This is a genomic window from Paenibacillus hodogayensis (assembly GCF_039536325.1).
GTDB classification, from domain to species: domain Bacteria; phylum Bacillota; class Bacilli; order Paenibacillales; family NBRC-103111; genus Paenibacillus_AB; species Paenibacillus_AB hodogayensis.
Window position 1 is genome coordinate 960,520 of sequence record NZ_BAAAYO010000001.1, and the last position, 21,652, is coordinate 982,171.

Annotated in this window: 18 protein-coding genes; 7 read left to right on the plus strand and 11 right to left on the minus strand. The window is 58.7% G+C overall.

From position 1 onward, the window contains the following. Positions 1-28: 28 nt before the first annotated feature. Positions 29-1,504 carry a CapA family protein gene (locus ABD796_RS03815; RefSeq protein WP_344903074.1) on the minus strand — a complete coding sequence of 492 codons (1,476 nt, stop codon included), beginning with the start codon at positions 1,502-1,504 and terminating at the stop codon, positions 29-31. Between the two features lie 220 nt (positions 1,505-1,724). Further along, entirely contained in the window at positions 1,725-3,572 is a 1,848-nt protein-coding gene (locus ABD796_RS03820; RefSeq protein ID WP_344903077.1) for a DEAD/DEAH box helicase, read from the minus strand. A gap of 242 nt (positions 3,573-3,814) precedes the next feature. Between ABD796_RS03820 and ABD796_RS03825 the strand changes: the two genes are divergently transcribed. The 7 genes from ABD796_RS03825 to ABD796_RS03855 all read left to right on the plus strand — a co-directional run bounded on the left by ABD796_RS03825 (position 3,815) and on the right by ABD796_RS03855 (position 11,408). Next, positions 3,815-4,462 carry a nitroreductase family protein gene (locus tag ABD796_RS03825; protein WP_344903080.1) on the plus strand — a complete coding sequence of 216 codons (648 nt, stop codon included), beginning with the start codon at positions 3,815-3,817 and terminating at the stop codon, positions 4,460-4,462. A gap of 71 nt (positions 4,463-4,533) precedes the next feature. Beyond that, positions 4,534-4,983 (plus strand): MarR family winged helix-turn-helix transcriptional regulator, encoded by a 450-nt coding sequence (locus ABD796_RS03830; RefSeq protein ID WP_344903083.1) that lies wholly within the window; start codon positions 4,534-4,536, stop codon positions 4,981-4,983. Between the two features lie 55 nt (positions 4,984-5,038). Beyond that, a complete protein-coding gene (locus ABD796_RS03835; RefSeq protein WP_344903085.1) occupies positions 5,039-5,821 on the plus strand; it encodes a pirin family protein in 783 nt (260 codons plus the stop codon). A gap of 358 nt (positions 5,822-6,179) precedes the next feature. Further along, the gene (locus ABD796_RS03840) at positions 6,180-6,917 is read left to right on the plus strand and encodes a YwaF family protein (protein WP_344903087.1); all 738 of its coding nucleotides are present in this window, start codon (positions 6,180-6,182) and stop codon (positions 6,915-6,917) included. Positions 6,918-7,026: 109 nt separating this feature from the next. Next, on the plus strand, positions 7,027-8,100 hold the full coding sequence (locus ABD796_RS03845; RefSeq protein WP_344903090.1) for a winged helix DNA-binding domain-containing protein: 1,074 nt from the start codon (positions 7,027-7,029) through the stop codon (positions 8,098-8,100). 237 nt (positions 8,101-8,337) lie between these two features. Beyond that, positions 8,338-8,703 (plus strand): ArsR/SmtB family transcription factor, encoded by a 366-nt coding sequence (locus tag ABD796_RS03850; RefSeq protein ID WP_344903092.1) that lies wholly within the window; start codon positions 8,338-8,340, stop codon positions 8,701-8,703. Positions 8,704-8,897: 194 nt separating this feature from the next. Further along, complete coding sequence (locus tag ABD796_RS03855) at positions 8,898-11,408, plus strand: heavy metal translocating P-type ATPase (protein WP_344903095.1); 2,511 nt, start codon at positions 8,898-8,900, stop codon at positions 11,406-11,408. 113 nt (positions 11,409-11,521) lie between these two features. Here ABD796_RS03855 and ABD796_RS03860 read toward each other — a convergent pair whose 3' ends face one another. From ABD796_RS03860 to ABD796_RS03900, 9 genes are all read right to left on the minus strand, one after another. After that, entirely contained in the window at positions 11,522-12,466 is a 945-nt protein-coding gene (locus ABD796_RS03860; RefSeq protein WP_344903098.1) for a sugar phosphate isomerase/epimerase family protein, read from the minus strand. Between the two features lie 32 nt (positions 12,467-12,498). Then, positions 12,499-13,545 (minus strand): zinc-dependent alcohol dehydrogenase, encoded by a 1,047-nt coding sequence (locus ABD796_RS03865; RefSeq protein ID WP_344903101.1) that lies wholly within the window; start codon positions 13,543-13,545, stop codon positions 12,499-12,501. Positions 13,546-13,594: 49 nt separating this feature from the next. Continuing rightward, positions 13,595-15,073, minus strand: coding sequence for a CoA-acylating methylmalonate-semialdehyde dehydrogenase (locus tag ABD796_RS03870; RefSeq protein WP_344903104.1), 1,479 nt, complete (start codon positions 15,071-15,073; stop codon positions 13,595-13,597). A 24-nt stretch (positions 15,074-15,097) separates the two neighbouring features. Then, entirely contained in the window at positions 15,098-16,129 is a 1,032-nt protein-coding gene (locus ABD796_RS03875; protein WP_344903107.1) for a zinc-dependent alcohol dehydrogenase, read from the minus strand. Positions 16,130-16,159: 30 nt separating this feature from the next. After that, positions 16,160-16,816: an orotidine 5'-phosphate decarboxylase / HUMPS family protein gene (locus ABD796_RS03880; RefSeq protein ID WP_344903110.1), complete on the minus strand. Its 657-nt coding sequence runs from the start codon at positions 16,814-16,816 to the stop codon at positions 16,160-16,162. Between the two features lie 36 nt (positions 16,817-16,852). Continuing rightward, on the minus strand, positions 16,853-17,758 hold the full coding sequence (locus ABD796_RS03885) for a carbohydrate ABC transporter permease (RefSeq protein ID WP_344903113.1): 906 nt from the start codon (positions 17,756-17,758) through the stop codon (positions 16,853-16,855). Positions 17,759-17,819: 61 nt separating this feature from the next. After that, positions 17,820-19,160, minus strand: coding sequence for an ABC transporter substrate-binding protein (locus tag ABD796_RS03890; protein ID WP_344903116.1), 1,341 nt, complete (start codon positions 19,158-19,160; stop codon positions 17,820-17,822). 130 nt (positions 19,161-19,290) lie between these two features. Then, positions 19,291-20,121, minus strand: a complete 831-nt coding sequence (locus tag ABD796_RS03895; protein WP_344903118.1) for a carbohydrate ABC transporter permease — start codon at positions 20,119-20,121, stop codon at positions 19,291-19,293. Between the two features lie 180 nt (positions 20,122-20,301). Then, the gene (locus ABD796_RS03900) at positions 20,302-21,495 is read right to left on the minus strand and encodes an ROK family transcriptional regulator (protein ID WP_344903121.1); all 1,194 of its coding nucleotides are present in this window, start codon (positions 21,493-21,495) and stop codon (positions 20,302-20,304) included. Positions 21,496-21,652 lie beyond the last annotated feature (157 nt).

The following is a 21,652-nucleotide window of genomic DNA, read 5'->3' on the forward strand; positions in this document are numbered from 1 at the left end:
GGTGTCCGTTGAACCCTGTAATGTGATGCTACTTCGCGCGCAAAATGCCGTCGCGGTCCAGCTCCGTATCGAACGAAATGCCGTTCAGCCGCCTGAACAGCCGGGCTCCGGCTTCCTCGTCCATCGGCTCCGGATTAGCCAGCTTGCTCAGCACCGGAACCGCCTTGAGCAGGCAGCCGCCTTCCTTAGAGCAGGATGCTTGCAGGATGATCGTTTCCCACGTAACCGGATTCGAATTCATCGTAAAAATAAAGTTGCCGAGGCTGTAGGCGATCCATTTGTCCTTGTACTTCTCGAATCCTTGCAGCACATGCGGGTGTCCGCCTACCACAAGATCGGCGCCTGCATCGATATATTCCCGGGCAAATTCCTTCTGGTATTTCTCCGGCTGGTCCTGCTGCTCGACGCCCCAATGGGCGACCACGACGACGAGATCGGCTTGCTTCTTGGCCTCTGCGATCGCTTCCAGCGGCACCTTCAGAGCATACGTATCGGCTACGCCGGGCCGGTTATTGCCGGCCTTCCATTCCGGCAGCGGCACAACCTTGCTCAGACCGAGGAAGGCGATCTTGATCCCCTTCTTCTCGACGACAAGCGGCTTGAACGCCTGGGAAGTGTTGCGGCCGGCGCCGAACCAGCCGATGCCTTGCTTGTCGAGGTGGTCGAACGTATCGAGCAGCCCGACGGTGCCGTAATCGAGAATATGGTTATTCGCCAGGTTGACCAGATCGAAGCCCGCTTCCTTGAAGGCGGGCAGCGCCTTCGGGGAGGACCGGTAGGCGTATTCCTTGATCTGCTTCGTGCCTCTTTCCGTAATCGGCGTCTCCAGGTTGGCGATCGTCAAATCGGCCTTTTCCAAGTAGGAGCTCACTTGGCGGTACGGATAATCGAAGCCGTTCGCGTTCAGGGCGGCCGCCACATTGTCTGCAAAAATAACGTCCCCGACAAACGTCAACAGCACTTTGCTCGGGTCGTCCGCCTCCTTGCTCCATTCGGCAGACCCCAACCACGACGCGGCCGGAGCCGAACCGCCGCCGGAGCTTCCCGGCTGACCGCCGACGGGGGCGCTCCCGCCAGGGCTTCCGCCCGCTGTGCCGGACGGGGCTTTGCCGCCGCCGGAAGCATCAGGCTGACCGTTGGCCGTCCCCGGCGGATTGCCGGAGCCGTTGTTGTCCGCGTCGTTGCGGTCGTCCGGCTTCCCGGGCTGCGTCTTCGGCGGGTCGGCAGGCGGCGTGGCGTTTCCCGCGGTGCCTTTGGCTCCGTTCTTGCCGTCTTCTCCGTTTTTCCCCGCAGGAGGATCGGCAGTCTGTCCGGTCCCCTGCTTCGCGTCCGGGGCCGCAGGCTTCGCCGCCTTGTCCCCGGAGCCGTTGTATGAGAGCCACAGTATGACCGCCAGCGCGAAAAACGCGACGACGAACGCCGACGTCACGAGCCGCCGCTTCGTTCTGCGCGCCGAATGGCTGCGCTTGCGCCGATAGGCTTCCTTCCGCGAAGTTTGCTCCATTTGGTCTCCTTTGCCACTTTTCTATGAACCTATTATAACAGAATTTTCTGCAAGCATTCCGTTCAACTTCTTTTTTAGCGGAAATGGGTCGGCGGACCTGCCTATTCGCTTCGGTGCGCCCTTCCGTGCAGGGAATGCGAACGGCCGCAGGCGGCGCATCGATGGCGCCCCTGCGGCCGTTCGGTTCGATCTATGGAGGTTGGCCCGCAACCGGCTGCCTTTAGCGGCGGCGGCCGGTGCCGGGGCCGCGTTTGCCCGCGCTGCGCGAGGAGCCGCCCTTGCGAGGCGGGGAACTCTCCCAGGCACCGTGGCTGTCGCCCTTTCCGGTCGAGCCGGAGCGTGCTCCGCGTTTCCCGTTTGCCCAGCGGCCTTCCGGCTTGGCGTCTCCCGAACGGGTACCCCGTTTTCTCGTCTCCCAATTGCCCGGCGTCTGCGCTTCGGGGCTTTTGCCGCCGCGTCCGGCGGACAGCCGTCCTTCCACTCTTGGCGCTTCCGCACGCTCCGGCCGGTTATCCCGGCTGAAGCGGCCGGACGGCTTGCCGCCTGCGCTTGCAGCGGGGACGGCAGCCTCCGAACGCCGCCCCGGCTTGTCCGGCTGCTGTCCGCGCTGTCGCCCGGCTCCTCCGGACGCGTGCGCCTTAACGGCCGGACGGCTCCATCCTCCCGTTTCCGGCTCGGCTGATAGGTCGGCAGCCGGTCGGCCGGCAGGCTTCGAACGGAAGTTTGTTTTCGCCGTCGAGGCAGCCTCCGTCCGTTTCGGCTTTCCTGCCGCGGAAGTGGACATCTGCCTGCCCGCATCCGCCTTGCCCGAGCTTCGACGGTTTCCGCCCCCCGACAAGTCTGCCCGTTCGGCGCCAGCCGGCGCGCGGCCGCTTTTCCTTTCCGGGCCGGAACGCCCGCCCGACCCGCCTCTTGGCTTCACTGCGGACGGCGCGGAGGCCGACTGCGGTCGCGAGCCATGGAGCGGAATCCGCTCCAGCACGCTGCCGATCGCCCGCTCGATTTCCCGCAGCTCGCCTTCGTCCTTCGGCGCGATCAGCGTCACGGCCGTTCCCTGCTGCCCCGCCCTGCCGGTACGGCCGATCCGGTGAATGTAGCTCTCCGGATCTTGCGGGACGTCGTAATTGTATACGTGCGTCACTCCCTCGACATCGAGCCCGCGGGCCGCAACGTCGGTCGCTACAAGAAATTGCAGCTTCGCCTCCCGGAAACGCTTCATGACCTGCTCCCGCTTCGCCTGGGTCAAATCCCCGTGCAGCTCGTCGACGATCAGCCCTTCGGCGGCAAGATACTCCGTCAGCTTTTTGGCCCGAATCTTCGTGCGGCAAAAAATAACGGCCAGGAACGGCGGGTTTTCCAGCATCAGCTTCAGCAGCGTATCCCGTTTCGCCCGATCGGTCGTATACACGACGTACTGCCGGATTTCGTCGAGCGTAATGCGCCTGCCCTGTATCCGGATGTCCTGCGGTCGCTTCATATAACGTTCGGACAGCACCCGGACGGATTCCGGGAACGTGGCCGAGAACAGCATCGTCTGCCGGTCTTCGGGCACCTGCCGAATCACTTCCTCGACCTCGGGCAGGAAGCCCATATGCAGCATCTGGTCGGCTTCGTCCAGCACGAGCGCGGACAGCCGGGACAAGTCGATCGTGCCCCGTCTCACATGATCCAGCAGCCGCCCCGGCGTGGCGATGATCAGATCCGGCGTCGCCCCAAGCTTATGAATCTGGGCAATGACGTCCTGACCGCCATATACCGACATGACGGACGAGCCGGTCGCTTCGGCCAGCCTGGACGCTTCCCCGGCGATCTGGATGGCCAGCTCGCGAGTGGGTGTCAGCACGAGCGAGCGGATGCGGTCGCTGCGGGGTGAGGCGTCCTGCAGCAGGGGCAGCAAAAAGGCGAGCGTCTTGCCGGTTCCCGTCTGGGCCTGCACGATCACATCGCGGCCGTTCATGGCGAACGGTATCGCTTCGGCCTGAACCGGTGTCGGCGAGACGAGTCCGGTTTGTTGCAGCGCATCGCAAAGCTCGGGGCGGACGCCGAGCGAGGTAAAGGTGGTAGTCAACGTGTTTCCTCTTTTCCTGGCGGCCGGTGTCGGCCGCATCGTTTTCAATAGGATGGTAATAGTATAGGGGAAAGGACAACTTCCGTCCAATCGTCGGGACAAGAGCAATCGCTCTCGCTGCGTCTTGCGAGATTTCTCCCTGGTTTTTTCGCACCAAAGTGTTGACAAAGCTCCCGATGCGTATTATCTTTAAATTAAGATAAATAAAACAAAGATAAATCGTACATCAAGGAGCGGTTGCTATGGAAGATTTTACTACACTGGTCAAATCCCGGCGCTCAGCCACCAAATTCATACAAGGCGTTTCTTTGACCGACAAACAGCTGGAGGACATCTTCGCGCCGCTCAAGTTCGCCCCTTCCGCCTTCAATCTGCAGCATGCCCGCTACCTCGTCGTGCGCGAGCCTGCCGCCAAGCAGCGCATTTACGAGGCTGCCAATAAGCAATATAAAGTGTTGACCGCTTCGGCCGTCGTCGTCGTATTGGGCGATACGCAAGCTTACCGCCAGGTCGGCCGATTGAATGAAGGCTTTCTCCACTTGGGGGTCATCGATCAGCGGGAATATGACGAAACGGTGCAGTCGGTTACCGATTTCTACGAGCAGCGGGGAGAAACGTTCATGCGCGAGGAAGCGATCCGCAACGCAAGCCTGTCGGCCATGCTGTTCATGCTGTCCGCCAAGGATCAGGGCTGGGACAGCTGCCCGATGATCGGCTTCGATCCGGAGGCGCTGAAGGAGACGCTGGCCATTCCGGCGTCGCTGGTGCCGGTTATGCTCGTCACGCTCGGCAAGGAGGATACGTCGTCGCAGCGTCCGCGCGGTTACCGGAAGCCGACCGGCGAATTCCTCGATTACGAAGCCGTTTCCGCCGCAGCGCACGTCCTTTAACCGGCAAAACGCATAAAACGAGGGGCTGCAGCCCCACGTATCCCTATATACATTCGAAAGGAGCAAACGCCATGAGCCAGGACCGCAACCTGTCGCTGCAATTATTCATCGTCCTGTCGCGGGCGAGCCAATGGGTAAACGCCCATGCTGACCGGCACATTCGCAAGCAAAACCTCAACCGTACGGAATTTGGCGTACTTGAGCTATTGTACCATAGAGGTAGACAGCCCTTGCAGCAAATCGGCGATAAAATATTGATGACCAGCGGCAATATTACGTACGTCGTCGACAAGCTGGTACAGAAGGAATTCGTCGTTCGCGTCGGCGATCCGAGCGACCGGCGTGTATGGTACGCGGAAATCACGCAGAAGGGAACCGACTTTATCGAAGCGGTATTCCCGGAGCATACCGAGGTAATCGAAGCCGCGGTCAGCGGCCTGACGCCGGAAGAGCAGGAGATCGCTGCCGGATTGCTCAAAAAGCTGGGCCGAAGCGCCCAGGAAAGCTTCAAAGCGAAGTAGCGGCCGCACAGACATGCCGGACGCTCCCATACACATTTCGAAGGAGGCGCAAGCCATGACGATTGTACGTTATTCCCCAGACCAGCAAGGAAAAGGCGCATTTGACGGAGGAAACATTACCGAGCAGAAGCCGATCGGCTTTCCCGGAGAAGGCGGAGCGGTAAAACGCGTCGGGCCGCTGTTTTATTGGGCCTGGGCGTTCGCCCCGGTAGAAGGCTATATCCCCCGCCACCCGCATCAGGCGTTCGAAATTTTGACCTACGTCGTCCAGGGAACGGGCGTGCACGGCGATTCGCTCGGCACCGACAGCCGGATCGGTCCGGGAGGCGTTCAGGTGATGCAGACTGGCTCGGGAGTATCCCATGAGGAGCGGTTTGTCGGACCGGATATGGAAGGGTTCCAAATTTGGTTCGAGCCGGATCTTCGCCGGTCCAGATTGCAGCCGCCGACGTACCGGCAGTTCGAGCACGAACAGTTTCCAATCGAGCGGAGCCGCGGAGTCGTCGTCAAGCAAGTGATCGGCGGAAGCGCTCCGGTCGAGCTCGTGACCGACGCCGCGATGTGGGATGTGACGCTCTCGCCCGGCAGCGTATATCGATATGAACTTGCCGCAGGCCGCTCCCTGTCGGTGCTGGCGATCCGCGGAAACGGCACGGCGGCGTACGCGGAGGAAGGTGCCGCTTCCTCCGTACGTTTGGCGCACACCGACTTCGCGGTCATAGCGGCCGAGGCCGACCGTACCGTAGAGCTCTCGGCCGACAACGCCGGAGAAGAACTGCGGCTGATCGCGATCGAGGTGCCCACCGCAGTCGATTATCCGCTGTACAACAAACGTTAATCGCACGTGCAAGCAACCGCAAGCGCTCCCTGCCGTTTTCCGGACGGCCAGAAGGGAGCGCTTGGTTTGTTTGCGGACGTTTTTTTGCGGATGCTTGCTTGCGGTTGCTTGCCTGCGGTTGCTTGCCTGCGGTTGCTTGTTTTGGGGTTGCTTGTTTGGGGTTGCTTGCTTGCTGTTGCTTGTTTGCTGACGCTTGAATTCGGGCTCCACCCGCTCCGGAAGCGCGAGCTGTCTTGACCTTGCGCCCGGAGGCACTTATGATCAAGATATTTAGATTCCAGTGACCCCAAACCTGTCCGTCGCAGCCCGGGAGCGCGGCCAAGCCGACCGGGACGGGTTCGCCCAAGGAGGTTGCCCGATGAGTTCATGGCTGGATGCGGACGCTCCGGAACGTTTTGCCGCTTTCTCCCCGTCGCATCTCGGCGCCCTGGCGGCATTCGCCCTTCTTGTCGCCCTCTTGTTTGCAGGACGCCGCTGGATGCGGACGGAACGAAGAAGCCGGATCGTCCGGTATACGCTGGCTGCCGTATTGACGATATGCGAGCTAACGCTAAATGTCTGGTACGTCGCGGAGGGCGTGTACGATCCTAAAGACACGCTGCCGTTCGAGCTGTGCAGCATCTCCCTCTACTTATGCGTCTTCATGCTGCTATTCCGGAGCGCCCGGCTGTTCCGCATCGTGTACTTCATCGGCATCGGAGGCGCTGCTCAAGCGCTGCTGACGCCGGTGCTCGGCTACGACTTCCCTCATTTCCGGTTTATCGAATTTTTTGCCGCCCATGCCGCAATCATTTTGTCCATTCTGTACATGGTGTGGGTAGAACGGCTGCAGCCGGCCTGGCGAAACGTATGGATTACGTTCGGCCTGCTGAACTCGGCGCTCGTGCTTATATTCCTGATCAATGGCGCAACCGGCGGCAACTATATGTTCGTCTCCCGCAAGCCCGAAACCGCGTCGCTCCTTGACTTCCTCGGACCGTATCCGTGGTATTTGCTGTCCATGGAGGCCGTCGCCCTGGCGATGTTCTCACTGCTGTATGCGCCTTTCGCCTTGCGGAGCCGCTTGGCGGCAAAGAAACGCAGCGGAGCAGGCTGACTGTCCCTGGGATCGAACCGGCGACCCTTTCCTTTTTTAATACCATGACCGTCTAAGACGTACGCCGCACCTATTGCCAAATACGACCGCAATCCGGAGGACTTGACTCATGCTCGATCGACGTGCGCTCAATCGCGCCCTGCTCGTCCGGCAGCTGCTGCTGGAGCGCTCCGATAAAACGGCCGCCGAAGCGTTGGAGCATTTGGCCGGCCTGCAGGCCCAAGCGCCCAATCCGCCTTATATCGCTTTATGGGCCCGTCTGCACGATTTTCGCCACGAGCAATTATCCCGTCTGATCCTGGAACGCCAGGCGGTGCGCATCGCGCTGATGCGTTCGACGATCCATCTGGTTACGGCGGACGATTGCCTGAAGCTGCGCTCGACGTTGGCGCCCGTGCAGCTTCGCGGCTTGCAGAGCAACTACGGCAAACGGCTGGCCGGGCTGGATCTGGACGCCGTTGCGGCGGCGGGACGCGCCCTCTTGGAGGAGCAGCCGCTTACCTTCAGCGAGCTCGGCAAGAGGCTGGCAGCGGAGTGGCCGGAACGCGACCCGGCCGCTCTGGCTATCGCCGTCCGTTGTCTCGTTCCGCTCGTTCAAGTGCCGCCGCGCGGCATATGGGGAGCGAGCGGACAAGCGGCCCATACGTCGGCCGAAGCGTGGCTGGGGGCCGATCCAGCTCCTCCCTCGCAGGACGCGCTGGACGAGCTGGTCCTGCGTTATTTGGGCGCCTTCGGTCCCGCCTCCGTCAAGGATGCGCAAGTATGGTCCGGCCTTACCCGGCTCGGCGATACGATGGAGCGGCTTCGCCCTCGCCTCCTTGCCTTTCGCGACGAAAGCGGTACCGAACTGTTCGACTTGCCGGACGCGCCGCGGCCCGGCGCCGATACGCCCGTGTCCGCGCGCTTCTTGGGCGAATTCGACAACATGCTGCTGTCCTACGCCGACCGGACCCGGATCATGACGGAGGAGCATAAACGGCAAGTGTTTACCGAGAACGGCATCATCCGTTCCGTTATTCTCGTCGACGGATTCGTAGCCGGGCTGTGGAGAATCGAGCGGCAGCGCGGCCATGCGACGCTGATCGTCGAGCCGTTCGGGCCGCTCACCGTGGTTGACGCCGCAGAGCTGCGCGACGAAGGGAGCCGGCTGCTGCAATTTGCCGCCGCCGATGCCCGCACCTGAGAGATCCGCTTCGTCCCCTCGTCTTGACCGAAAACGGCGCGAACGAAACAGTCCGGGCAACGAGCATTGTCCGCTCAACCGCCGGTTGAATCGCCCAGTCCGTGCCGGGCAGTCCTGCGCTCAACCAGCCGTCGATTGGCCAAGCCTGCCGGTTATGGTACGTTGATTGCATCAGGTGGACGCAGGCCGGAGGTTCCTATATAATAGGGGCAACACGGGAGCAGAGGCGGTGTCGGCATGGACAAAACGGTACAAGAGCAATGCGACGAAACGTGCGCGGGCACTACGGACGCGGTCGCCGTCAAAACGGCCATGATCCCCGAGCAGACGGCGAGCGAGCTGGCCGAGCTGTTCAAAGCGTTGGGCGACCCGACGCGGGTTCGGCTCATCCATGCGCTGCTCCAGCAGCAGGAGCTGTGCGTTCACGATTTGTCCGCCGCGCTCGATATGGGTCAGTCGGCCGTGTCCCACCAGCTGCGATATTTGCGCAACCTGCGGATCGTCAAGCGCCGCAAAGCCGGCAAGACGGTCTACTATTCGCTGGACGACAGCCATATCGAACAAATTTTCGTGCAGACGCTGCAGCACTTGAAGCATGAATAGAATAGCCCCTCTCGGGGAAACGTAAAAACCTCCAATGCCGTTCCAAAAAGCGGCTGCGGAGGTTTTGTTTGGCATGCAAAAAAGGGCGATTCAAATATGAATAACTGCTCATATATTTATTGACAAAAACGACATCCTGGGAATATGATGAAGAAGACATATGAATATGTAATCATGTATTGGAGGACATCTTCATGACTCACAACCCGGGCAAAAAAATAAAACAAACCGGTCCGCATAGCGACTCGCACCATCATGATCATTCTCACAGCCATGATCATTCGCACGGACATGATCATTCTCACAACCACAATCACAAACACGACCATAATCATTCACATGAGCATGACCACAACCATGATCACAAGCACGGTCACGATCATTCGCACTCACACGGAGACGCTTGCTGCGGCGGTCCAAGCGGGCCCGAGCCCGACGATCAGCCGGTTCTCAGCCCCCCTTCGTGCAGCTGCTGTTCTCACGGAAGCGACGACCGCTCCTCCTCCGAATCAGAGACGGCTGCTGCCGGCGGACTGTTCGGAGCGGCGGCGGGATCGATCGGCTTCGCCGGAGCCGCCGGCACGATCAGCGTCTTCCGCATCGGCGGGATGGATTGCGCGGACTGCGCCCGCGGGCTGGAGAAGCGCGTCGGCGCGATCCGCGACGTCGCTCGGGTCAACGTCAATTTCGGCGCGGCCAAAATGACGGTCGAGCACAGCGCTGCCGGCACGATCGATTCGATCGTCAAAACGGTGGAACAGGCCGGCTATTCAGCTTATGCGCAAACCGGCCGAACGGACTCCGCCGCGCCGCCGGAAGTCTCGTTCTGGCGCCGCAACCGCAAAGCGGCCGGCACGGCCGCTTCCGGTCTGCTGTTCGCCGCTGGCTGGCTGCTGTCGCTCCTTGGCGCAGGGCCGGAGCTGCTGCCCACCGTTCTGTACGGGGCAGCCATCGCGGCTGGCGGCTATCGGATCGCGAAAAGCGGCCTGTACGGCCTGAAATCCGGCACGATCGGCATGGATCTGCTGATGACGATCGCAGCGGTCGGCGCGGCGGCGATCGGGGAGTGGGCCGAAGGGGCCGCGGTCGTCACGCTGTTCTCGCTCGGGGAGACGCTGGAGGCGCTCACGATGGACCGGACGCGGCGCTCGATTCGCGGCCTGATGGAGCTGGCCCCTCGCGAAGCACGCCTGCGCCGGGACGGCACGGAGGTGACGGTGCCGGTGGACGACATCCGGGTTGGCGATATAATGCTCGTGCGGCCAGGGGAAAAGCTGGCCATGGACGGCACGATCGTCGCCGGACGATCGGCGGTCAACGAAGCGCCGATTACCGGAGAATCTCTTCCCGTGGAGAAAAACGCCGGAGACGACGTCTTCGCAGGCACGATCAACGAATACGGCGCGCTAGACGTGCGCGTGACGAAGCTCGCCAGCGACAATACGCTGGCCCGCATCGTGCATATGGTCGAGGAGGCGCAGGCGCAGAAGGCGCCGTCCCAGCGGTTTGTCGACCGGTTCGCAGCGGTGTACACGCCTGCCGTGATCGTTATCGCCGCCGGTATCGCGGTCATCCCTCCGCTGCTGTTCGACGGAGCGTTCTCCGAATGGTTTTACAAAGCGCTGATGATGCTCGTCGTCTCCTGTCCGTGCGCGCTGGTCATCTCCACGCCGGTTACGATCGTCTCCGCGATCGGCCGAGCGGCCCGCACCGGCATCCTGATCAAAGGCGGGGCTCATCTGGAGCGGCTCGGGGCGATTACCGCGGTCGCCTTCGACAAGACCGGTACGCTCACCGAAGGCAAGCCCCGGGTTACCGGCGTCGTCCCGCTTCACGGCGATCGTTCGCCGGATGAGCTGCTGGCGCTGGCCGCAGCGGTAGAGCGGTATTCCGAGCATCCTCTGGCGAAGGCCATCGTGCAGAAGGCCGAGGAGGACGGATTGGTAGTGCCGGCAAGCGGCGAATTTCAATCCGTGCCCGGGGGCGGAGCCATCGCCATGGTCGACGGAGCGGCGTTCCGCATCGGCAGTCCGCGCTGGGTTCGCCAGGAGCTCGGACTTCCGGCCGACTACGCCGACGACCGGATCGTCCCGCAGCAGGAAGCCGGCCAGACCGTAATGCTGCTCGCCTCGGAGGGACGGATCGAAGGCTTGCTGACGGTAGCGGACACGGTGCGGACGGACAGCGCCGATACGCTGCGCAAGCTGCGCGAGAGCGGGATCGGCACGATGGTTATGCTGACCGGCGACAACGCCGGCACGGCGCGCAGCGTAGCCGAGCGGCTCGGAGGCATCGATTATCGCGCCGAGCTGCTGCCGCAGGATAAGGTGACCGCCATCCGCGAGTTGCTGGAACGTCACGGCGGGGTGGCGATGGTCGGAGACGGCGTGAACGATACGCCGGCGCTCGCCTCCGCCACGGTCGGTATCGCCATGGGAGCGGCCGGCGCCGATACCGCGCTGGAGACGGCCGACGTCGCGCTGATGGGAGACGACCTCGGCAAGCTGCCGACCGCGATCCGTCTTAGCCGAAAGGCGCTCCGCGTCATCAAGCAGAACATCGCCTTCTCGCTGCTCGTCAAAGCCGTCTTCCTCATCCTGATCGCCCTCGGCCATTCCTCGCTATGGCTGGCCGTGCTGGCCGACACCGGCAGCTCGCTCATCGTTATCGCCAACGGCATGCGGCTGCTGCGCGCTCCGGAGTGAAGCTGTGAAGCGGGGGTAGCCCGCAGCCAGCCGACGACAAATAGCCGCCATGAGCACGACCGCTGCCGGATCATCCGGCGCGGCCGCTCATGGCGGCTATTCTTGCTGAAAGATCAAAGACTTTGCATAAGGACGGCTTCTCTTTCCCGGAAATACCGGACCGAATCCTGTACGAGCCGGTCCAGCGTCTGCGGATCGGGCTTGCCGTACATGGCCGGATAAGGAGCGCCGCCGGGACCGAGCGGCTCGAAGGTCGCGTATTTGCGCTCCCCGCCGAAACCGATCAGGTGCAAACTCATAATGATGGCGTCCACATCCATTGAGCCGTGGCCCATAGCGCCGCGGTTGCTGTCCGCCAAGTGCAGGTTGACCAGTTGATCGCCCGCTTCGAGAATGGCTTCGCCGATGTGCGCTTCTTCCGACTGCATATGGTACACGTCGCCATTGATATGAGCGATACCCGGATGGTTGAGCGCGGCGATGTAGCGCTGCGCATCTCCGACAGTGCGCACGAGACTGACTTCTGCGGAGCGGATCGGTTCAATGGCACCCTTGATACCATATTCCGTGAACAGATCCGCCACAAGCCCGAGCGCCTCGACGCTGCGCTCGAATTCCGTGTCGTCGTACTTGTCCGGACGTCCTACCGCGCTGGGCACGACGAGCATATATTCGGCGCCGACCGCGGCGGCGAATTCCAGCGTGCGCTTCGTGTAGTCGATCGCGGCTTGTCTGTGAATGGCGCGGTTGCTGGAGAAGTCGCTATCGCTCGAATACATGCCGCAAATCCCCGATACTTGCATCTCGTAGGCTTTCAGCAGCTTCAATACTTCCTGCGGCCGGTACCCGAGATCGGGACCATAATGGTTGCCGTGCAGCTCGATATAGGACAGGCCTGCCTGATGCAGCCTCTTGATGGACGTTTCCAGCGGCTCAATGCCGAAGCCCCAGTTGCTCCAGGACAAGTTCAGGCTCGTTTCCGCCTGAGGGTTCTGCTTCCTCCACTCCTGGAAACGTTGACGAATCCGCTCATTTTTCTCTTCGAAACGCTGCTTCAAACGGTTCTCCTCCTCCAGAGGCTGCGCCCTTCTTATCCGTTCGGCAATAGGACCGATTTGGCATGGTTCAGGGCGTGCATCTCGTCGAATGCTTCTTGCCAGTCGTCCATGTGGTACACTTTCGTCATCGGCATCGGATCGATCTGATTCCGGTCCATCAGCTTCAGGACGTTCTCCCATTGATAATACTTATGGCTGAACGAGCCTTGCAGCGTAGCCGCCTTCTGAATGAGCGGGTCCAGCGAGAAGCCCACCGGAGCCGGTCCCCAGCCGACCTTCGTAATCTGCCCGCCGTGGCGGACCATCTCTAGGCTTTGCTGCAACGTGGCGCTGATGCCGACGCAATCCACGACCAGATCGGCGCCGAAGCCGTCGCCTACCGACATGACCTTGGCTACCGCATCCTCTTCCTCCACGATAATGACCTCATCCGCTCCGAACTGACGGGCCAGCTCCAGACGCTTGCTGTCCCGCTTCGTGCCGACAATGGTCAGATGGCCGGGCGAGGACAGTTTGGCAACTTGCAGACACATCAGGCCGATCGGACCCGGGCCGATGACGACGACATGGTCGCCGGGCTGAATCCGCGAATGGTGGGCAACCGCATTGTACGCCACGCTGGCCGGTTCGGTCAAGGCCGCTTTTTCGTAAGAGATGCTATCCGGCACATGGTGGCAGATGCCTTCGCGGGTTTTGACGTATTGCGCCATGCCGCCGTCGGCCGTAGCGCCGAACGCCAGCCGGCGGGGGCAAAGATCGAATTGCCCCGAGCGGCAGTAGACGCAGGCATCGCATACGTAGATGGGCGTTTCGCTGACGATGCGGTCGCCCTTCTTGAACAGCTTGACTTCGGGACCGACGTCGACGACGAAGCCCGAATATTCATGGCCCAGCACGAGACGATCCTTGACGTAGAAGCCGTTGGTGCCGTGATAAATGTGCAGGTCGCTTCCGCAGACGCCGACCGCCTGGACTTGCATCAGAATATCTTTCGGTCCGAGTTCGTTCGGGACCGGAATTTCCTCGATACGTACTTTCTTGCTACCTTTTTCATACTGCACCAATGCTTTCATGTTCATAGCGCGATACCACCTAGAGGTAATTTGGAGTTAAGAAAGAGTGACGTTTTTACCATCTTGCGGTAACCATCTTTTTGCGCGTATAAAATTCCACGCCGTCCGTGCCGTTGGCATGCAAATCCCCGTAGAAGGAATTTTTCCAGCCGGAGAACGGGAAGAAGGCCATCGGCGCAGGCACGCCTACGTTCACGCCAAGCATCCCGGCGTCCACGCGCTCTCTGAATTGCCGGACATGGCTGCCGTTTTGCGTATAAATGCAGGCTCCGTTGGCGAAATCGGAGCGGTTCATCACTTCGATCGCTTCATCCAGCGACTCGACGCGCATGATGGACAGCACCGGAGCGAAAATCTCGTCGCGCCAGATCTTCATATTCGTCTGCACATGGTCGAAAATCGTCGGGCCGAGGAAGTAGCCGCTCTCCGCCGTTTGCGGATCGCTGCGGCCGTCCCGGATCAAGCTCGCGCCTTCTTCCACTCCGCTCTCGATGTAGCCGAGCGCGCGTTCCTTGTGCGATCCGCGGATCAGCGGACCGAGGAATACGTCCGGCTCCAGACCGTCGCCGATGCGGATGCGGTCGCTCGCCGTCTTGATTTCCTCGATCAGCCGATCGGCAACGTCGCCTACCGCGACGACAACGGAGCAAGCCATGCAGCGCTCGCCTGCCGAACCGAAGGAGGCATTGACGATTTGCCGAACCGCCAGCTCCAGATCGGCGTCAGGCATGACGATGCTGTGGTTTTTGGCTCCGGCCAGCGCTTGGACGCGTTTGCCGTTGGCCGAGGCGGTTTTATGCACATATTCGGCGACAGGCTGCGAACCGACGAAGGAAATCGCCCGGATGTCCGGATGGTTCAGCAAGCCGTTGACGACGTCGCGCGCGCCATGGACGATATTGAATACGCCGTCCGGCAATCCGGCTTCCTTCAACAGCTCGGCCAACCGGTTGGCGAGCAGCGGCGTTCTTTCCGAAGGCTTCAACACGAACGTATTGCCGCAGGCGATCGCAAGCGGGAACATCCAGCAAGGCACCATCATCGGGAAGTTGAACGGCGTAATGCCGCCGATCACGCCGATCGGGTAACGGTACATGCCCGATTCCATGCGGCTCGCAATATCCGGAAGCTGCTTGCCCATCATGAGCGAAGGCGCGCCTGCGGCAAATTCGACGCATTCGATGCCGCGCAGCACTTCCCCGTAAGCTTCCTCGTAGTTTTTGCCGTTCTCGGTCGTGATCAGACGGGCCAGTTCCTCCCAATGCTCCACTAGCAGCTGCTGGTAGCGGAACAGCACTCTCGCCCGTTTCGGCACCGGCGTCTGGCTCCAGGTCAAGAAAGCGGCGGATGCGGCGTTCACTGCCGTATCCACGTCCTCCTTGGTCGAGAGCGGCACGTAAGCCAGGATGCTTCCGTTCGCAGGCTGGTAGACCGCTTCGGTCTCGGCTGCCTCCGAGGCGGGCACCCATTGCCCGTTTATGAAATTGTTCAAGGTTTGGATTGCTTCCGTCTTCGTCTCTATCTGTTGCCCCATCTCTCTCACCTCTATCAATTTGAATTATGGATGAATGATTACTTTAATCGCGTCCGCCTTTTTATCGAGCAGCACTTCAAAGCCGCTTTCGATTTGATCCAGCGGGAATTCGTGAGTAATCAAAGGTTTGACGTCGATCCGGCCGTCGGCGATCATGTTCAGCACGGTAGGTCCTTCGAAGGAAAAGCCGGTGCAGCCTACGATCGTAACCTCGCTGAAGAGCAGCGGTTGAATCGGAATCGTCACCTGGTCGGCGGCAAAGCCGAGAGCCATAACCGTACCTTGCATTTTGGCCGCGCGTACCGCCGTGTCGTACGTAGCCGGCAGACCGACCATCTCCAGCACGATATCGGCGCCATAGCCGCCCGTTTCTTCCTTGATCACCGCGATCGCATCTTCCTTGATCGGGTTGATCGTCCGGTCCGCCCCGAATCGGGCCGCCAGCGCAAGCTTGGAATCGGACGTGTCGACCGCGATAATTTTGCCTGCGCCTCTCAGCTTGGCCAATTGCACGGCAATCAGGCCAATCGCGCCTGTTCCGATAATGACGAAGGTGTCGCCGAGCTTGCTGTTCGAACGGTTCAGCACGTGCACCGCATTGCCGACGAAGTCCAGCGTCGCGCCTTCATCGAAGCTGACGTTGTCGGGAAGCTTGTAAATTTGCCGGGTAGGCACCGTAATATATTCGCGCATCGCTCCGTGCGTCAGATGCTTACGGGAAGAACCGATCGTAACGCCGTTCTCGCAAAGGTTTTTCCAGCCTCTTTCGCAAGCGTAGCAATACCCGCAAGACAACTGGGGATCGATGGCTACGCGGTCGCCCGCCTTCCAATCCGTCACGTTAGGACCGACGGCTTCGATCTGACCCGCAGACTCATGACCCATAATCAGCCCCGGTTGACGGCGTTGTCCCCCATCGGCTTCCATCCCGTGAACGTCCGAGCCGCAAATGCCGACCGCATGGATGCGGATCAGCACTTCCCCTGGTCCGGGCTGCGGAACCGGATGATCTTCAATGTTGAAACGATAAGGTGCGCGAATCACTGCTGCTTTCATAGGTGTCATTCTCCTCTGTTGTATATATAGTTAATTGGCGGTGGCTTTAACGGCGGCAATAAATGCCGTGAGCTTCTCCAATGCATTCTCCGAACTAAGAATCGGTTCTCCCTGTACAATAAAGGAAGCTCCTGCGGCAAGAGACTCCAAGGCGTCCTCGATTCCGAATGTGGATACCCCGACCGGGATGGAGACGGCTTCGACGATTTCTTTCACGTAGTCGGAGCATTTGCGTTCCGGGTAATATTTCGTCTCGTCCATGCCAAGATGCTTGAGCAAGTAGTCCACGCCAAGGGCTTCCATCGCTTTGGCTTTCTGCGCAAGCTCCTCCGGAGGAACGGAGAACAGGTCGGCGCATACTTGGATGCCGTGCTCTTTACCGGCTCTTACCGCTTCCTTGATGCTTCCTTCGTTCATTTGGGCCAGAACCGTCGCGACTTTGGCGCCTTGTCTCGCCGCTTCCGCGAAATATTTGTAGACGCCGTCCTGGGCTTTGAAATCGGCAACGACAGGCACGTCGCCGCTGAACTTCACCATCTTCTCGATCACGCCGATTCCTTCATAATAAAGAAGGGGAGTGCCCGCTTCGATCCAGTCCGCGCCCGCCTTCAGGGCGATCCCTGTGTATTGCTGCGCTTTCTCGGCGTTCAACGTGTCAATCGCAATTTGTACCCATGGTTTCTTCATCGGAATCTCCATCCTCTTGTTTGTTTTTGTTTGTAGTTAAGACTTCTGAATCTGACGCAAGAAATAAACGCTAACCAACAAAATAATCACCAGCATGACATTGGATAGCGCCGCCGCGTAACCGGTTTTCAAAAATTCAAAAGCTTGGTGATAAATGTAAATATTAAGCGTCTCTGTCTTGTTGCCGGGGCCGCCGCCCGTCATGATGTAGATCGTATCGAACCGTTTGATGGCGTCCATCATCCGGAACAAGAGAGCCATGTAGATGTAAGGCTTCAGCAATGGCAGCGTGACGTACCAGAACATCTGGAACCGGTTCGCGCCGTCCAGCTCAGCCGACTCGTACGGATCGGCTGGCAGCGTCTGCAGGCCGGCCAGCAAAATCATCGTCAGGAACGGCGTGGACAGCCACACGTCCGACAATATAATCGACGGCATCGCCCAGCCCGGATCGCCGAGCCAGTTCGGACCGGTTATGCCGATCTTGCCCAGGTAGTAGTTGATCATTCCGAGCTCGGGATTGAACAGCATCCGCCAGACGAGGCCGACTACGATCGGCGTGGTCATCATCGGCAGCAGGTACAGCGAGCGCAGCACCTTCACGCCCTTGAACGTGCGGTTCAGCAGCAGCGCGATGACGAGCCCCACCAGCAGCTGAATGCCGACCGTGCCGACCACCTGATACAGCGTGTTGAGCAGCGCATTCCAGAAAAACGTGTCCTGCAAAATTTCCTTGTAGTTTCCGAAGCCTACGAACGTTTTGGTAGGCTTGGACATATTCCAATCGAACATGCCCGTGTAAAGACTATGCAAGAGCGGCCCCATGCTGAGCACAAGCAAGATGATGAAGGCAGGGGCAATCAGCAGCAGCAAGACCATGCCGTCTCGCGACTGATTGCCGCCCCACTTCTTGGACCGAGGGAGCTGCGTCGGGTTTGCCATGAGGTACCTCCTTCAAAGATGAGGGAAGGGCAAGCCTTCCCCCCGTGCGAAAATATCAACCTTACTTTTTGCCGGTAATCTTCTTGATGCGATCGTTCGCTTCTTTCAAAGCCGCTTCCGTCGAGGCTTGGCCGGTTGCCGCTTTCGCGATGGCTACGGACAAGGCGTCGCGGATTTCGTTGCCTTCCGGAATGAGCGGCGTGTAGCCGAAGTCCGCGTGGTTAAGCGCTACCTTGTTCGCTTCGGCCCACTCGGCGTTGAAGTTTTTCTTGAACATCTCGGAGTCCAGAACCGATGTGCGCGTCGCGTCGGAACGAATCTTCTTGTCGGCCATATCCTGCATAACTTCCTTGCTCGTCGCCCATTTCATAAATTCCCAAGAAACGTCCTTCTTCTTCGTATCCTTAGGCAGGAAAATCCCCCAAGTCGGTCCAACCGTATACTCGTCGCCCGTACCTTCCAGCACGCTGTATCCGACATTGCCGGCCACGGTCGATTTTTCCTTGTTTTCTACCTCTGGCATAAACGTATTGACATCGATCATCATCGCCGCTTTGCCTTGCTGGAACGCGAGCAGAGATTCGTTGAAGCCATAGCTATGGATGCCCTTAGGCGCGTAGTTGTTGACCAGATCGATCCACGTATTCGTTGCGTCGATCGCTTCCTTCTTGTCGAGTACGGCATAAGGCGCTTCGGCTTGCGCAAGCCAGTTGCCGCCGAGCATTTTCCAAACCATGATCCAGGAGAAGCTGTTCGCGTTGCCCTCTCTGGTAGCCCGAACGACGATACCCGCTTGGTCCTTGTCCTTCTTGGTCAGCTTCGCGGCGTATTCCTTCAGCTCGGTGAGGTTCTTGGGCGGAGTCGTCAGGCCGGCTTCCTTGAACATGTTTTTGTTGTAGTACAAAATGTTCGCTTCGCCATTGCCTGGCAGTCCGTAAATTTTGCCTTCCTGGGACAAGTTTTTGGCCAGCTTCGGAATAAAGTCGCCGTAGTCGAAAGACTTGTCCGTCTTCGCCGGATCGTCGAGGTAGCTGTTGATCGGTTCGACCCAGCCGCCGGAAATCATCGAAGGCAAGCTCTTGTTGTTGCCCCACACGACATCGTATTCGCCCGTTTTGTTCGACAGCGAAATCTCGAGCTTTTGGAAATACGATTTTTCGGGCAAGGAGTCGAAGTTGACCTTGATGCCGGTTTTTTGTTCGAACTCCGACGTTTTGGACACGAGAGCGTCCCAAGCAGGCGTTTTCAATATAAGTACGTTGATGCTTTGACCCGCGTAAGGCTTGTCTGATTTTCCCGCCCCCGGTGCCGGATCTGCCTGATTCGTGCTTCCGTTGCTGCAACCCGCCGCAACGATCGAAATAGCTGACAACAATATCGCCGATGCTTTCCATTTTTTCATGTGTGTGCAACCTCCCCATTTTTAGCTGCTGCTAGAAACCGCTATTCGTCAATCCACAACCGCCGCGAAAACCGCTTGCCTCCCGCACCACCTCCCCGAATGAGGAACTTTGCCGAGCGGATACGCTTTGTTATTTAACCGCGCCGCCGGTAAGTCCTTTGACGAGACCTTTCTGGAAGATGAAGGAGACGACGAGTACGGGCAAGGTGACGAATACCCCGACGGCGGCCAGCTCGCCCCAGTTGATGCCTTCGAACGTGATGAAGCCTTGCACCATAACCGGAGCGGTTCGCGTTCCTCTGCCGGAGATGATCAGCGCGTACAAAAATTCGTTCCAGGAGTTGATAAAGGTGAAGATCGCACAGGTTGCGATACCGGGAAGCACAAGCGGCAAGTTGATCTTCGTCAGCACCTTGACTCTTCCGCATCCGTCAAGCAAGGCCGCCTCTTCGATTTCCTCCGGGATGCCTTTAAAAAAGCTCGACATCATCCAGGTGACGAAGGGAAGCGTTATCAGCAGATACGTCAAGGCTAAGCCCAAATACGAATCCAATGCGCCGACCGTGCGAAGCATAATGTAGAGCGGCAGGATAAACATAATCGGTGAAGCCATGCGAACGAGAATGATCCATAGTCCCATAACTTTGCCGGCCATCGATTTGGAGCGAGCCAGCGAGTATCCGGACAAAACGCCGAAGTACAACGAGATAGCTGTGGTCATCACACTGACGACGACGCTGTTATAATAGCTTTTCATAAATGCAGCGTCGGTAAAAACGCTTACAAAGTTCTTAAATGTCGGCGTGAATATCCACTTCGGCGGCAGCGAAAAAGCGATGACCTGCGGCTTGATGGACGTTAAAAACAACCAGATCAACGGAAGCAAGCTTCCAATGACGATGACGGCCGTGACGACATTCAAGGTGTAGTTGCGAAAGCGATTTCCTTGTCTTAATTCCATTCACCTTGTCCCCTTCTAGTCATTATTTCAGTAAGTACTTATTACTATAAAAGAAACCCGAGAATGAGTCAATATATTTTATAAAAGTATTTAACAAAATAGATTTTAAAAATAGCCTTTGTTTCCGCAACAAGCGTTAACAAGGCTATTATGTCCGAAAAGAACGGTTTTACTCGAAGCTTATAAGTTCAAAGTCGGTTCTTTGAAAAACTGATCGATCACCAGAAAACAGCTCCCCAGCGGATAAAGATCCTGCTCGAGTCTGCCGACGATGAGGTTCATCTCGCCCGACATATGCTTAAAGATGTTTTTCTTCAAATGATCGCGAATCAGGTTCGTATACAGCTCGCTGTCCGGACCGCCGATGACAACCGTCGTCAAGCCGAACAGCTTCACCACGTTGGCGATGCCGATCCCCATATAGTTGCCGACCTCGTCCAGCACGTCCGTCGCCGTCTGCTCGCCGGCCAGCGATCGGGCATAGATGTCCCGGATGCCGCGTATATGCTCCAGGTCTTCCCCGTCGCCTATCAGCGCTTTATACCGTTTGATGACGTTCGGTTCCCCGGCGATCAGCTCAAGGCATCCCCGGCTGCCGCAAGTGCACGGTTCGCCGTTGACATCGATGGTCATATGGCCGAGCAAATGCGCGTTGCCGTTGACTCCGCCGTAGAAGGAGCCGTTGATCTGCATCGCGAGACCGATCCCCGAGCGGATGCCCGGACGAATGCCGACGTAGGCGAAATCCTCCTCCAGGTCGGGCAGGAACAACCGCTTCTCGGCCAGCGCCATCATATGAATGTCGTTCTGCACGTATACCGGCAGTCCGAACCGTTCTTTGATCAATTGCTTGAAATCGACGTCCTTCCAATCCGGAATCCGGATAATTTCAACGGAAATTCCTTGATTGGCCTTCAAATAGCCGAGCATGCCGATGCCGATGCCGATAAATTGTTCTTTGGCGATGCCCGATTCTGCGATCATCCCGTCCAGCTCTTGAAACATCAGCTCAATAATCTGATTTCGGGAAAAATGCCGTTCCACCGTGATGCCCCGCTTATGGACGACTTCCCCTTTCAAATTGGAAATCGCCATTCGGATAGGCGGAAACTCGAAATCGATGCCGATCGTATAGTAGGAGTTGGCGTTCAGCGACAGTAGAGTCGGCAGACGGCCTCCGGTATACTCGGCGTAACCCGACTTGAAGACGATATTTTTCTCCGTCAGCTCTTTGACGATATTTACGATCGTGGGCCTGCTTAATTTGGTTTTTTTAACCACATCCTCGATCGTAATCGATTCTGCGGAAATGATGCTATTCAAAACCAGGTACGTATTGGCTTGCTTTAATATCTTCGTATTGTTTCCTGCCATTTCTTCACAGATCCTTTTTTGGGTATTAGAGTAAGCTTATATTATCACAACCTGATCATTTTACAAAATAACTTTACAAAATATTTTTCTCTTGACGGAATACCGGCAGCATCAATAAGCCTCCGGCCCACAATTCTCTGTGGTTCCGGAGGCTATT